We start from the raw sequence: 13,264 nt of genomic DNA, 5'->3' as shown, positions 1-13,264 counted from the left end.
AAGGCCGCGGAACCTTCCCCACTGTCCACCGACGACCGTACGTTCCGAGTGCGTGGGCCTTTCGTCCGCCAGGTCGGCGCCGTAGCGGGGAGCGCGGACCAGGAGTGATGACCATGTCTCACCGGAACACCGTCCGGGCGGCCGTCGTGGCCGCCGCCATCGCCGGATTACTCGGGATCTCGGCCGCACCGGCGCTCGCCGCGGTTCCCGCCCCGAACAAGTGGACCGACCCGTCCGAGCTGGTGCCGATCGCCGACACCACCTGGGGCGGCGTGAGCGTCCCGTCCGGCTTGGTGCCGATCGCGGGTGACGGCTCGGCCGACTTCGTGCCGATCACCGGCGCTCCGATCTACGGTCTGGTCCCGATCGGGTCCGACGGCACGGCTCCTTCGGTCAGCCTTCTGTAAACGCCGCCCGGGCCAGCCCGGCCGCGCCCGGCACGCCGTGGACCGCACCGGTCCGTTCGGCGTACCGAAATCCTGGTAAGGCACCGCAACTGGCCTCGATCGCCGCGCGAACCCGCACGTCGCGCGGCATCGGGGCCAGTTCGGCGTCGGCCCGCACCACGTTCGCGGCGCCGAGCAACGCCGCCGCGGGAACGGTGTCCCGGCGCTCGGCGCAGCGGGCCGCCAGCACCTCGAGATCGTGCGCGACGGCCCACGCGTGCCCGACGTCCCGGTGCAGGTCGAACGCCTCGGTGACCAGCTCGGCGGCGTCGGCGCGGCGTCCGGTGCGGTCGGCGACCACGGCCAGCAGGGTCGCCGAGCGCGCGACCTGCTCGTCCGTGCCGTGGTCGCGGAACGTGCTGACGAGCGCGAGCAGCAGAGCGTCCGCCTCGTCGTTCTTGTTCTCCTCGACGAGGAGCTCGGCGACGAGCAACCGGGCGTCGGCGCGGCCCTCCTCGTCACCCGCCTTCGCGAACGACCGGGCCGCGTCCCGGGCCCACCGGCGGGTGTTCGGCAGGTCGTCGTCCGCGAAGTGGTTGTAGGCGACCGAGAGGGCGCAGCGGCCGATCGCGTACGGGTCCTTGAGGTCGACCGCGAGTTGCCAGGCCCGGTCGCCCGCGGAGCGGGCCCGGTCGAGGTCGCCGAGCTCGTACGCGATGTCGGACGCGTGCTGACAGGCGCGGACCATGCCGCTCCGGCTCCCGAGGCGTAACGCGGTCGCACGGGCGTCGTCGGCGTAGTCCATCGCCTCGGGCAGCGAGACGTAGGACGCGATGACCGCGGCCGCGAGCTGCGTGCGGAGCAGCAGGTCGTCCGGGGGAGCGGCCTGGGCGGCGGCACGGAGCACCCGGCGGTACCGGTCGAGGCCGGTCCGGGGCCGGTTCGCCCACCACCACCAGAGGTCGGCCGCCACCGGCAGCGCGAAGCCGAAGCGGCCCTGCCGGAGCGCGCGGTCGAGCTCTTCGTCGAGATCGGCGCGGGCGGCGTCGAGACGCTCGCGCCAGCGGGTGCGGTCGGGGCCGCGCTGAGCCGCGGCCGCCGTGCGGGCCAGATCGGCGAGGTAGTCGGCCCGGCGATCGAGTGCCGCACGGCGCCGGCGGTCGGTGAGCAGCGTGCGGCCGTGCTGGCGGACCGGCGCGAGCATCCGGAACCGCCCGTCCCGCGCGGTCACCAGCGAAGCGTCCACCAGGCCTCGGAGGAGGTCGAGGGCGTCTCGCCGGTCGGGCGCCATGGCCTCGGCGGCCTCGGCGGGAAACGTCTCGGCGAACAGTGCGAGCCGCCCGAACAACGCGCGCTCGTCCGGGGAGAGCCGGTCGGTCGCGGCGGCGAGCGCGACCGCGAGCGACCGGCCCTCGTTGTGCCGCGGGCGGAGCAGCGCCAGTTGATCGGAGAGGCGTTCGGCCAGCTCGGCCGGTCTGAGGACCGCGCAGCGCGCGGCCGCGAGCTCGAGCGAGAGAGGGAGGCCGCCGAGCGCGTCGAGGACCGGGCCGAGATCGGTGGTGTCGACGCCGGGATTGACCGCCCTGGCGCGGGCGGTGAAGAGCGCGGCGGCGTCCTCGGGCGGCAGCGGGCCGAGCCGGTGCACGGTCTCGCCGGGCAGACCGAGTGGCCGGGTGGTCGTGACCAGCACCCGCGCGCCCGGGTTGTCCTCGAGCAGCGCGGCGACCGCGTCGGACTGCTCCAGCACCACCAGCGTGCTGCTCCCCAGCGGCGGAAGATCCTCGGCGGCGCGGGGAAAGATCGGGCGCAGTCCCTCCAGCCGGCGGGCGACCTCGGCGGCCAGACGGGACTTTCCCACCCCCGGTGGGCCGGTGATCGTGACCAGCCCGCCCGAACGTACGGATTCGGCGACGGCGGCCAGCTCGTCGCGGCGGCCGACGAACTCGTCGCAAACCGCACCCGGCCCCGGCGGCTCGCCGGCCTGCTCGCCGGCGGGACGCTCGACCCCTCCCAGCACGAGCTCGGCCGCGATCCGATCCCCGATCGCCAGCCGTCGCGCGGTCTCCATCCGGGCCCGGAACGCCGCACCGAGCGGCGTGCCCCCGGTGTCGGCGAGCGGCGGGCCGCTCCACAGGTCCAGCGCCCGGACGAGCAGCTCCACGGCGGTGCGAGGGTCGCCGGCCCGGGCCGACGAGCGCGCCTGCGCGGCCAGCGTCTCGAACCGCAGCCAGTCGACCTGCTCCGGACGCCCGGACAACCGGTAGCCACCGGGCAGCCGGTCGAGCCGCAACGGACCGCCGGCCGACTCCAGCCCGCGCCGGACCGCCGAGACGTACACCTGCACGGCGTTCCGCGCGGTCGCCGGTGGCGTCCCCGGCCAGAGATCGTCGATCAGCGACTCGACCGGGACGACCTGGTTGAGCCGTAAGCCCAGCGCGGCCAGCACCGCCCGGGCCTTCGCACCACCGATCACCACCTCGGCGCCCGTTGCGCCGACCAGCCGGGCCGGCCCCAGCAGCCGCAGGGCGATCGAGGTCACCCCTGGAAACCTACGGGGTCAGCGACCGGTCGAACCGTCGATCAGCTCGCGGTTGATGTCGGCGTGCCCGGCGTGCCGGGCCGTTTCCTCGATCATGTGGACGATGACCCAGCGCAGCGACATCCGGTGGTTGCGGTGCTCCTCGGCGCAGGACGCGTCGAAGTTCGGAGCGGCCTCGACCAGCCGGTCGGACTCCTTCCACGACTCCCGGTAGTCGTCGATCAGCTGATCGACGGTCACGTGGCCGGGGACGTCCCAGCTGTGGCGGTCCCACCCGATGCCGGGCTCGCCCGCCCAGACGTGCCGGAACCAGTAGCGCTCGGACACCGTGAGGTGCTTGAGCAGCCCCGCGAGCGTCCACCCGGACGGCGTGATCGGGCGCCGGGCTTCTTCCTCGGTGAGGTCCTCGACTTTCCGGATGATCGATTGCCGGAGATAGGTGAGGAACGACAGGAGGGTCGTACGTTCGTCACCGACGATGAAGGGAGCCCTGCGGTCCGTCATGGGAACATTGTGGGGGGCAACTGCCGGGTGAATGGTGTGTTTCCCACAGGTGTCTCGTCGTCACACGTGGCGTCACACGGTTCCGTTGGACGGTGTCCGGGTCACTGACCCGATCGTCAGGAGGAACGATGCCCAAATTCGTCATCGAGCGGGAGATCCCGGGGCTCGGCGCGTCGTCGCCGGAGGAGCTGCGGGCGGTCTCGCAGAAGTCGCGCGCGGTGCTGGACGAGCTGAGTCCACACGTGCAGTGGGTGCAGAGCTACGTCACGGACGACAAGATGTACTGCGTGTACGTCGCCGACGACGCCGAGCTCGTGCGGGAGCACGCGCGCCGGGGCGGGTTCCCGGCCGACCGGGTGACCGCCGTCCGGACGACGATCGATCCGACGACGGCCGAGTAGCCCTGGAGTGTCGTGACGTTCGAGATCCACCTTCTCGGCTCCCCGCGCGTGGTCCGCGACGGGGTGGTGCGGCCCGTCCCGCGCGGGCACAAGGTCTGGGGCCTGCTCGCGTATCTGGTGCTGCGCGAGACGCCGGCCGGGCGGGCGCACGTCGCCGAGCTGCTGTTCCCGACGGCGGACGATCCGATGGCGGCGTTGCGCTGGAACCTGTCGGCGTTGCGGCGCCTGGTCGGTGACCCTGGCGCGTTCCGGGGTGACCCGGTCGTGGCGGGCTGGTCGGCACCGCCGGTCGTGGACGTCGTGGCGCTCGGAAGCCCACTCGAAGGAGGCCGTCTCGAGGGGGACCGGCTGGCGGGGAAGCATCTCGAGGGGGAGCTGCTCGACGGGTTGCGGTTCTCGGGGTGCCCGGCGTTCGAGCTGTGGCTGGAAGCGCAGCGGCGACGGGTCCGGGGTGCGGTGGAGTCGCTGTGGCACGAGGAGGCGCTGTTCCTGCTGGCCCGCGGCGCCGCCACCGAGAGCGCCGAGCTGGCCGGGCGGCTGGTGGCGCTGGCGCCGTACGACGAGAACTACCACGTGCTGCTGGTGCGGGCGCTGGCCGCGGGTGGGCACGGGATGGACGCCGCCCGGCGGGCGGCGGCGTGCCGGACGCTGTTCCGGACCGAGCTCGGGGTGGAGCCGGGGCCGGCGTTGGACGCGGCGATGGTGACGCGCACCGCCACCACGGCGACGGCTCCCGCGTCGGGCCGCCCGGCCGTCCGCGCGTTGCTGGACGCCGGAGAGGCCGCCATCAGCGCCGGCGCCCTGGACGCGGGTCTGGAATGCCTGCGGCGAGCCGTCGTGGACGCCGAGACCCTCGAAACCGGCACGCCCGGTGGCGGCGCGTTGACCGCGGCCGCGTACACAGCGCTGGGGACCGCGCTCGTGCACGCGGCCCGCGGCAGCGACGAGGAGGGCGCGGCGGCACTGCACCGCGCGCTCGCCTGCCCCGGCGTGGCGCCGGAAACCCGGGCCGCCGCGTACGTCGAACTGGCCTACGTGGAGTTTCTCCGCGCCCGCTACCAGCGCGTCGAGCCCTGGCTGGCCCGGGCCGGGAACCTCCTCACCGACCCCGAGCAGCGGGCGTTCGCGCTCTCCGTGCGTGGCAGCACGCTCTCCGACGTCGGTCGCTACGCCGAGGCCTGCACCGCTCTGCACGAGGGCCTGCGCCACGCCGGCAGTGACCGCCGCCGCTCGTACCTGCTCTCGATGCTCGGCCGGGTCCACCTCCTCCGCGGCGACTTCGACCAGGCCGCCCCCGCGCTCGACGAAGCCCTCGAGCGCGCGAAAACCGCCGGCTGGACGACGTTCGTCCCCTGGCCGGAAGCGTTACGAGCCGAGGTCGACCTGGCCGTCGGCGACCTGCGCAACGCCCGCACCCGGGCCGAACACGCCTTCGCGCTCGGCTGCCAGATCGGCGACCCGTGCTGGGAAGGCTTGGCCGCCCGGGTCCTCGGCCTGGTCCGCGCCGCGGAAGGCGACGAGGACGGCGCGCTCGACACGCTCCAGGACGCCCGGCGCCGCGCCGGCCGCCTCCCCGACGGTTACGTCTGGGTCGTCGCCCGCACCCTCGACGCCCTGGCCGGCGTCGGCCTGCGAACGAACCACCCGGGCACCGGGGCCTGGATCGACGAGCTGGCTGCCCTGGCCGAACACAGCGGCATGACCGAGCTCAGCGTCCGCGCCGCCGTGCACCGCTGGCACCACGGCGACCCGGCCGCCCGGGGCGCCGCCGTCGCGTTGCTGGCCGGAGTGGACAGTCCGGCTCTGGCCGGGCTGGTTTAGCTCAGGCTCGCCCGCAGTGCCGCCGGGATCGGCCCGCCGGGCTCCTCCGCCGGCAGCCCGGCGCCGGTCAGCACGCTCGCGGCCGCGTCCGCCGGTAGGCCGGCCCACCAGCGCGACACCAGGGCGTCCCAGCCGTCGTCGGCCAGGCGTCCGAACGCCCGTACGCGGGCCAGCCCGCCGTCCGGGAACACGTCCACCCGCAGGTGGGTCACCCGCTGCGCCGGATCGGTCGCGAACCAGTGCGGGGTGTCGGGCAGCAACGGACGCCGCTCCAGCAGCTCGAACCAGTCGGCGGTGTCCCCGTCCCGCGCCCGGACCCGCACCGCTCCCGGCGCGTTGCCGACGAAGTGTGTGGTGTCGACGATCAGCTGACGCACGTGCCCCGGCCCGGCCAGCCGGATCAGCAGCCAGTCGTTGCCCTCGCCGCGCCGCCGCCGCGTCTCCCACCCCTGCCCCATCGTCTGCGCCTGGCCGGGCAGCAGCACGTGGTCGGCCGGTGAGTAGAAACGGTTGCTGCAGTCGTCGACGCGGCCGCCGTTCTCCAGCGCGGCCAGGTCGAGCGGCACCCCGGCCAGCCGCCGGGGATCCGGCGCCACGTCGCCGAGTACCCGCAGCCGCGCCACCCCGCCGTCCGGTGAGATGTTCAGCCGGACGTGCGTCACGAGCGGCCCGTCGGCGACGTCGAACGTGTTCTCGGTGTCCCCGGAGAGCTGCACCCGGCCGGTCAGCGGGGTCCATCCGGCCACCGTCGTGACGTCCGGGTAGCCGTCGACGTACAGGCCCTCCAGCCAGCACTCCTCGGGGTAGTTGCCGGTGAAGTGCGCGGTGTCGACGACGGCCTGCCGCACGAACCCGGGAGCACCGAGCCGGACGATCGCCCAGTCGTGGCCGGGTGTCCGCCGTCGGCGCGTCTCCCAGCCGTCGTAAATCTGTCCTTTGTGGCCGAACGTGTGCGGCTGGAACAGCGGCCGGCCCGGCCGGATCAGGTTCTCCTTCTCCGCGAACGTCTCGTCGTTCGCCGCGACTACAGCGCCGCCGAGTGCCCGCGCCGCCAGGTCGATCACGCGTTTCCCCTGGTCAGTAGCTGGCCGGTGGGTTCGTCCGACACCAGGTGCCCGCGCAGCCAGGTCTCGCGCACCAGCCCGGCCAGCGGGCGGAACGCGTACGGCGTCACCGGGTGGCGGTGGTGCAGCCGCGCCGGATCGACCACTCGTCCGGCGTCCGGCTCGAAAACTGCGAAGTCGGCGTCGTACCCGAGCGCGATCCGGCCTTTGCGCCGCAGGCCGGCGATCTCGGCCGGCCGGCGCGACATCCACCGGGAGACGTCCGCCAGCGTGAACCCGCGGGTCCGCGCCTCCGACCAGATCGCCGACAGACCGACCTCGACCGACGCGATCCCACCCCAGGCGACGCCGAAGTCACCGATGTCGAACCGCTTCAGGTCCGGGGTGCAGGGCGAGTGGTCGGAGACGATGCAGTCGATGACGCCCTCTTTGAGGCCCTGCCAGAGCAGCTCCCGGTTGCTCGCCTCCCGGATCGGCGGGCAGCACTTGTACTGCGTCGCCCCGTCCGGCACCGCCTCCGCGGTGAAGCTGAGGTAGTGCGGACAGGTTTCCGCCGTGATCCGGACGCCGTCCCGGCGGGCCGACGCGATCATTGGCAGCGCGTCCGAGCTGGACAGATGCAGAATGTGGACGCGTGCCCCGGTCCAGCGGGCGAGCTCGATCACCTGCGCGATCGCCACGTTCTCGGCCCCGCGGGGCCGGCTCTTGAGGAAGTCCTCGTAGCGCTCGCCGTGGGCCGTCGGGGCCCGGTCGATGGCCTGCGAGTCCTCGGCGTGGACGATCAGCAGAGCGTCGTAGCTGTGCAGGGCCTGCAGCGCCTGCTCCAGCTCGGCCGGGTCCACCGGCGGGAACTCGTCGACTCCGGAGTGCAGCAGGAAGCACTTGAAGCCGAAGACGCCGTGGTCGTGCAGGCCGCGGAGCTCGCCGAGGTTGCCGGGCACCACACCGCCCCAGAACCCGACGTCGCAATGCACCTGACCGGCCGCGGTCTTGCGCTTGACGTCCAGCGCGGGCACGTCGGTGGTGGGCGGAATGCTGTTGAGCGGCATGTCGATGATCGTCGTGACGCCACCGGCGATCGCGGCTCTGGTCGCGGTCGCGAAGCCCTCCCACTCGGTGCGGCCGGGCTCGTTGACGTGCACGTGCGTGTCGACGACGCCGGACATCAGGACGTGCTCGTCGGGGAGGGTCCGGTCGTCGGCGGCCGGCAGGTCGGCGTCGAACGGCTCGATCGCCACGATCCGGCCGTCGGCGACACCGATCGCCCGGTCGACCTCGCCGGTCGCGGTCACCACCCGCCGCGCGCGGATCACCACATCCAACACCGGGGCCACCTTCACGATCTCGGGCGGGAGAGCCGCCGTAGCTGGACGACGTCGAGCGGTACTTCGTCTTCGGTGAGCGCGCCGCAGTCGAGGCCGCGGAGGACGACCGTGGCCAGCGCCCGGGCGGTGGCCGGCTCGTCGACGACCCCGGCCTGGCCGGACGACCGGGCCAGATACGTGGTCAGGCGGGCCGCGGCGGCGGGCAGCGCGTCGCGGAAGAACACGTACGTGGCCAGGTACCGGGTGACCAGGTGTCCCGGGTGCATGTCCCAGCCCTGGTAATAGGCCCGCTCCAGCGAGCGGCGCACCAGCCGGGCGTGGTTCGCCCAGGCCGCGCGCACCTCGGCCGTGCTCCCGGCCGGCATCACGTTCGTCGAGCCGTCGACCGCGGGCACCCCGGCCTGCACCGCGGCCAGCAGCATCACGGCCTTCGCGTGGTCGGCGACCGGGTGGTCGAGCGCCTGGAACGCCGCCGCCACCCCGCAGGCCGCGCTGTAGTCGTAGGTGCCGTAGTGGACGCCCGCGCAGCGGTCTCCGGCCGCGGCGACCAGATTCGCCACGGTGGCCACACCGGTGGGCGACTGGATCGCGCCCGGCAACTCGATCTGCAACTCGACACCGATCGTTCCGGCCGTGAGACGGTTGGCGTCCTCGATCGCGTCGACGACGCTCAGCATCGCCTCGACCTGCGCGACCGACGAGACCTTCGGCAGCGTCACGACGAAGGTGTTCGTGAGCACCGGCGGCAGGTCCGGGCCGTCCGGGAGGTTCTGGCACAGCGTCTTCACCAGCAGGTCGAGCGTCCGGACGCCCCGGCGCCGGTCTCGCGCCTCCATCGACTTGACCCGGAGACCGAGCGTGAACGGTGAGCGCTCCCGGCCGATCAGCGCGGCCACCGCCTGCCCGGCCTTCTGGGCGTCGGCGTCCTCGTCGGCGTCGGAGCGGTAGCCGTAACCGTCCTCGAAGTCGATCCGCAGATCCTCGATCGGCTCGGTGGCGAGCTTGACCCGGACACGCGGCAGCGCGGCCCGGACCGCCTCGGCCGGAAGGCCGAACGCCTCCGGGCTCGACCCGTGCCGGTCCAGCAGCGCCAGTGCCTCGGTACCCCAGCGGGCCGGTAGGCCGGCCGAGAACTGATCGGCCGGCACGTACACCGTGTGCACCGGCTGCCGGCCCGGCGCGGGGCGCTCGTGCTGCGCTTTCAGTGCCGCGTCGGTCTCGGCCAGCCGTTCGTCGAGGTCGTTGAGCAGATCGTCCAGAGCTGCCATTCAGCGCACCAGCGCGTACGCCGGGAGCGTGAGGAATTCGACGAAGTCGTCGGCCAGCGCGACCTGCTCGAACAACGTCCGGGCCTGGTCGTAGCCATCGCCGAGCTTCGCGACCTCCTCGTCCAGCAGACGCCGGACCAGTGCCTCGGTGACCGGCTCCCCGGTGTCGAGGATCGTGCCCTGGTGGATCCACTGCCAGACCTGCGAGCGCGAGATCTCCGCGGTCGCCGCGTCCTCCATCAGGTTGTTGATCGCGACCGCGCCGAGGCCGCCGAGCCAGGCCTTCAGGTACTGCAGCGCGACCGAGACGTTCGCCCGCACGCCGGCCTCGGTGACGCTTCCCGGGGTGTTGGCGACGTCGAGCAGGTCGCTGGCCGCCACGTGGACGTCGGGCCGCAGCCGGTCGACCTGGTTCGGCTTGTCGCCGAGCACCGCGTCGAACGCGTCCTTGCACACCGGGACGAGATCGGGGTGGGCGACCCAGGAACCGTCGAAGCCGTCACCGGCCTCGCGCTCCTTGTCGGCCTTGACCTGCGCGAGCGCCTTCGCGTTGACGTCCGCGTCGCGTCGGCTGGGGATGAACGCGGCCATGCCGCCCATCGCGAACGCGCCCCGCTTGTGACAGGTGGCGACCAGCAGCTCGGTGTAGGCCCGCATGAACGGGGCGGTCATCGTCACGGACGCCCGATCCGGCAGGACGAACTCCGGGCCCGCGTCGCGGAAGTTCTTGATGACGCTGAACAGGTAGTCCCACCGGCCCGCGTTCAGCCCGGACGCGTGTTCGCGCAGTTCGTAGAGGATCTCTTCCATCTCGAACGCGGCGGTGATCGTCTCGATGAGGACGGTGGCCCGGATGACCCGGCCCAGGCCCAGCGCGTTCTCGGCGTGGGTGAACACGTCGTTCCAGAGCCGGGCCTCGAGGTGGCTCTCGGTCTTCGGCAGGTAGAAGTACGGGCCGCTGCCGCGAGCCAGCAGCTCGGCCGCGTTGTGGAAGAAGTAGAGCCCGAAGTCGGCCAGGCCACCGGCGATCGGCTCGCCGCCGACCGTGATGTGCTCCTCGTCGAGGTGCCAGCCCCGGGGGCGGGTGACGACGACCGCGAGGTCGTCTCCGAGCGCGTAGCTCTTGCCGCCGCTCTCGAAGCTCAGCTCCCGCCGGGTCGCGCGGTAGAGCGAGACCTGGCCGCCGACCACGTTGTCCCAGTGCGGGGTGTTCGCGTCCTCGAGGTCGGCCAGCCAAACCTTCGCACCGGAGTTCAGCGCGTTGATCGTCATCTTCGGGTCGGTGGGGCCGGTGATCTCGACCCGCCGGTCCCGCAGGTCTTCCGGCGCCGCCGCCACCGTCCAGGAAGGGTCGTCGCGGACGCTCGCCGTCTCGGCGAGGAAGTCGAGCTTGCCGGTACGGGCGATCTCGGCCCGGCGCTCTCGGCGGCGGGCCAGCAGCTCGGTGCGCCGGGCGCCGAACGTGCGGTGCAGATCGGCGAGGAACTCGAGCGCTTCGGGCGTGAGGATGGTGTCGGCGCCTTCTATCTTCGTGGGAGTGGTGTTCACGCCAGACACGCGGTGCCTCCTAGGGTTCGCCTTCGTACCACCGTAAGTGGCGTGTACCCCCGCCTGACAAGGTGGAAGCGGATATATCTACAGGTGACGCAAACCATCGTCGAGCGTGCGGGCCCAGGGGGCGTCGACCTCGGGTGCGCCCATCGTGACGACGATCGCGCAGAGGGCGCCGTTGGCGAAGAACGCTTGTACGGCTTTCTCGTCGGCGCCGGAAGCGGTACGGGCGTACTCGACGAGCGTCGCGTAGCCGGTGCGGACGGCCTCCTTGATCTCCGGCACCGAGACCGCGGCGCACTGGGCGTGCATCTGGAGCAGCAGGAGGTCCTGGTCGGCGATGAGTTCGGCGTAGGCGCCGCCGATCGCGAACAGGATCGCGTCGGGGGAGTCGCCGGTGGTGCCGCTGCGGAAGCTCTCCAGGATGCGCTCGAAACAGCGCCCGACGACGGCGGCGAAGAGCGTCTGCTTGTCGGGGAAGAGCCGGTAGAGGTATGCCTGCGAGATTCCGGCGGCTTTGGCGACCTCGACCGTCGTCGTCCCGAAGTACCCCTTGGCCGCGAACGCCCCGATGGCGGTCGAGAGCACGGTTTCCCGCCGGATCCCGGCGGTGGAGAGGGTGCGGGACATATGAGCAGTCAACCACACTCTCTTTGGGGGCGGCCCGCTCAGGACGACGCTGACAGGCGACCGGGCCTCCTTGAGACGGCATGCCCAGGGTCGCGGCGTCGGCCCGGTCGACTGTCAGCGTCGCCCTGAGCGGGCTCCAGGTTCGGGCGGCGGTGGCGCGCCTTGGGATGCGGCATGCCCTAGGGTCGCGGTGTCGGACTGCTCGCCTGTCGGCGTCGTCCTGAGCGGGCTCCAGGTTCGGGCGGCGGTGGCGCGCGTGGGGATGCGGCATGCCCTAGGGTCGCGGTGTCGGACTGCTCGCCTGTCGGCGTCGTCCTGAGCGGGCTCCAGGTTCGGGCGGCGGTGGCGCGCGTGGGGATGCGGCATGCCCTAGGGTCGCGGTGTCGGACTGCTCGCCTGTCGGCGTCGTCCTGAGCGGGTTCTGGGTTCGGGCGGCGCTGCCGCGGGCCGGGGGGCCGGGGTCAGCGTTCTAGGATTGCGGTTACTCCTAGGCCGCCGGCGGCGCAGAGGGAGATCAGGGCTCGGCCGGAGCCTCGTTCGGCCAGGAGCTTCGCGGCGGTGGCGACGATCCGGCCTCCGGTCGCCGCGAACGGGTGGCCCGCGGCCAGCGACGAGCCGTTCACGTTCAGCTTCGACCGGTCGATCGGCCCCAACGGCGCGTCCAGCCCGAGCTTCTCCTTGGCGAACGCCGGGTCTTCCCACGCCGCCAGCGTGGCCAGCACCTGCGACGCGAACGCCTCGTGGATCTCGTAGAAATCGAAGTCCTGCAGCGTGAGCCCCGCCCGCGCGAGCATCCTCGGCACCGCGTACGCCGGCGCCATCAGCATCCCCTCGTCCCCGTGGACGAAGTCGACCGCCGCCGTCTCGCAGTGCGCGAACCAAGCCTGCACGTCCCAGCCCCGGGACGCCGCCATCCCCTCCGACGCCAGCAGCACGGTGGACGCCCCGTCGGTCAGCGGCGTCGAGTTCCCGGCCGTCATCGTGTCGCCGAACACCGGCTTCAGCGTCGAGAGCTTCTCGACCGACGACCCGGGCCGCAGGTTCTGATCGCGCTCGACCCCGAGATACGGCGTGAGCAGGTCGTCGAAGAACCCGCGCTCGTACGCCGCGGCGAGGTTCCGATGACTCGCCGCCGCCAGCACGTCCTGGTCGCCGCGCGAGACGTCCCAGGCCGCCGCCGTCAGCGCCGCATGTTCCCCCATCGAGAGCCCGGTGCGCGGCTCCGCGTTCCGGGGGACCTCCGGCACCAGGAACCCCGGCCGCAACCGCGTCAGCAGAGCCAGCCGCTCCGGCAGCGACCGCGCCCGGTTGAACGCCAGCAGCGTCTGGCGCAGTCCCTCGTTCAGCACCAGTGGCGCGTCGCTCGCGGTGTCGACGCCGCCCGCGACCCCCACCTCGATCTGCCCGAGCGCGATCTTGTTCGCGACCAGGATCGCCGTTTCCAGCCCGGTGCCGCAGGCCTGCTGGACGTCGTACGCGGGCGTGCGCGGATCCAGCGCCGACCCCAGCACCGTCTCCCTGGTCAGGTTGAAGTCGCGCGAGTGCTTGACCACCGCGCCCGCCACGACCTCGCCGAGCACCTGGCCGGTCAGGTCGTAGCGGGAGATCAGTCCCGACAGCGCCGCGGACAGCATGTCCTGGTTGGACGCGCGGGCGTACGGCCCGAACTGACGCGCGAACGGGATCCGGTTGCCGCCGATCACGCCTACCCGCTGGACCACCATCGTGGAGCTCCTCTCGCTACCTGGCCCGATCTTACTGACGAGTATTCTTAC

General features: G+C 72.8%; 11 protein-coding genes. 3 read left to right on the top strand and 8 right to left on the bottom strand.

Annotation, left to right across the window (positions count from 1 at the left end):
• The first annotated feature begins 113 nt into the window (after positions 1 to 113).
• Positions 114 to 407, top strand: a complete 294-nt coding sequence (locus ACIBZJ_RS15020) for a hypothetical protein (RefSeq protein WP_395929639.1) — start codon at positions 114 to 116, stop codon at positions 405 to 407.
• On the opposite strand, the gene ACIBZJ_RS15015 is transcribed toward ACIBZJ_RS15020, so the two are convergent.
• Together ACIBZJ_RS15015 and ACIBZJ_RS15010 are read right to left on the bottom strand one after the other, a co-directional pair.
• Complete coding sequence (locus ACIBZJ_RS15015) at positions 394 to 2,925, bottom strand: ATP-binding protein (protein ID WP_395929637.1); 2,532 nt, start codon at positions 2,923 to 2,925, stop codon at positions 394 to 396. The genes ACIBZJ_RS15020 and ACIBZJ_RS15015 overlap by 14 nt on opposite strands.
• An 18-nt stretch (positions 2,926 to 2,943) precedes the next feature.
• Complete coding sequence (locus tag ACIBZJ_RS15010) at positions 2,944 to 3,429, bottom strand: DinB family protein (RefSeq protein ID WP_395929635.1); 486 nt, start codon at positions 3,427 to 3,429, stop codon at positions 2,944 to 2,946.
• A 128-nt stretch (positions 3,430 to 3,557) separates the two neighbouring features.
• On the opposite strand from ACIBZJ_RS15010, the gene ACIBZJ_RS15005 reads away from it, so the two are divergent.
• Positions 3,558 to 3,830 (top strand): DUF4242 domain-containing protein, encoded by a 273-nt coding sequence (locus ACIBZJ_RS15005; RefSeq protein ID WP_395929633.1) that lies wholly within the window; start codon positions 3,558 to 3,560, stop codon positions 3,828 to 3,830.
• Between the two features lie 12 nt (positions 3,831 to 3,842).
• Positions 3,843 to 5,651 (top strand): BTAD domain-containing putative transcriptional regulator, encoded by a 1,809-nt coding sequence (locus tag ACIBZJ_RS15000; RefSeq protein WP_395929631.1) that lies wholly within the window; start codon positions 3,843 to 3,845, stop codon positions 5,649 to 5,651.
• Here ACIBZJ_RS15000 and alc read toward each other — a convergent pair.
• The 6 genes from alc to ACIBZJ_RS14970 all read right to left on the bottom strand — a co-directional run bounded on the left by alc (position 5,648) and on the right by ACIBZJ_RS14970 (position 13,258).
• Positions 5,648 to 6,715, bottom strand: coding sequence for an allantoicase (gene alc / locus ACIBZJ_RS14995; protein ID WP_395929629.1), 1,068 nt, complete (start codon positions 6,713 to 6,715; stop codon positions 5,648 to 5,650). The two genes, ACIBZJ_RS15000 and alc, sit on opposite strands and share 4 nt — an antisense overlap.
• Positions 6,712 to 8,037, bottom strand: a complete 1,326-nt coding sequence (gene allB, locus ACIBZJ_RS14990; protein WP_395930234.1) for an allantoinase AllB — start codon at positions 8,035 to 8,037, stop codon at positions 6,712 to 6,714. The genes alc and allB overlap by 4 nt, the downstream gene beginning before the upstream one ends.
• A gap of 14 nt (positions 8,038 to 8,051) precedes the next feature.
• Positions 8,052 to 9,308, bottom strand: coding sequence for a DUF6986 family protein (locus tag ACIBZJ_RS14985; RefSeq protein ID WP_395929627.1), 1,257 nt, complete (start codon positions 9,306 to 9,308; stop codon positions 8,052 to 8,054).
• Complete coding sequence (aceB, locus tag ACIBZJ_RS14980; RefSeq protein ID WP_395929625.1) at positions 9,309 to 10,865, bottom strand: malate synthase A; 1,557 nt, start codon at positions 10,863 to 10,865, stop codon at positions 9,309 to 9,311.
• A gap of 78 nt (positions 10,866 to 10,943) precedes the next feature.
• A complete protein-coding gene (locus ACIBZJ_RS14975; protein ID WP_395929623.1) occupies positions 10,944 to 11,489 on the bottom strand; it encodes a TetR/AcrR family transcriptional regulator in 546 nt (181 codons plus the stop codon).
• A gap of 461 nt (positions 11,490 to 11,950) precedes the next feature.
• The gene (locus ACIBZJ_RS14970; protein WP_395930232.1) at positions 11,951 to 13,258 is read right to left on the bottom strand and encodes an acetyl-CoA C-acetyltransferase; all 1,308 of its coding nucleotides are present in this window, start codon (positions 13,256 to 13,258) and stop codon (positions 11,951 to 11,953) included.
• Between the last annotated feature and the right edge of the window lie 6 nt (positions 13,259 to 13,264).

It is taken from the genome of Cryptosporangium sp. NPDC051539, from assembly GCF_044454545.1.
Taxonomy (GTDB): Bacteria; Actinomycetota; Actinomycetes; order Mycobacteriales; family Cryptosporangiaceae; genus Cryptosporangium.
This window is presented reverse-complemented; position numbering and strand designations above follow the sequence as displayed.

What these genes read in the sequence shown, in the direction of transcription:
- ACIBZJ_RS15020 (WP_395929639.1), top strand. Translation starts at nt 114, where the DNA reads ATGTCTCACCGGAACACCGTCCGGGCGGCCGTCGTGGCCGCCGCCATC.
- ACIBZJ_RS14985 (WP_395929627.1), bottom strand. Translation starts at nt 9,308, where the DNA reads ATGGCAGCTCTGGACGATCTGCTCAACGACCTCGACGAACGGCTGGCC.
- ACIBZJ_RS15005 (WP_395929633.1), top strand. Translation starts at nt 3,558, where the DNA reads ATGCCCAAATTCGTCATCGAGCGGGAGATCCCGGGGCTCGGCGCGTCG.
- ACIBZJ_RS14975 (WP_395929623.1), bottom strand. Translation starts at nt 11,489, where the DNA reads ATGTCCCGCACCCTCTCCACCGCCGGGATCCGGCGGGAAACCGTGCTC.
- ACIBZJ_RS15010 (WP_395929635.1), bottom strand. Translation starts at nt 3,429, where the DNA reads ATGACGGACCGCAGGGCTCCCTTCATCGTCGGTGACGAACGTACGACC.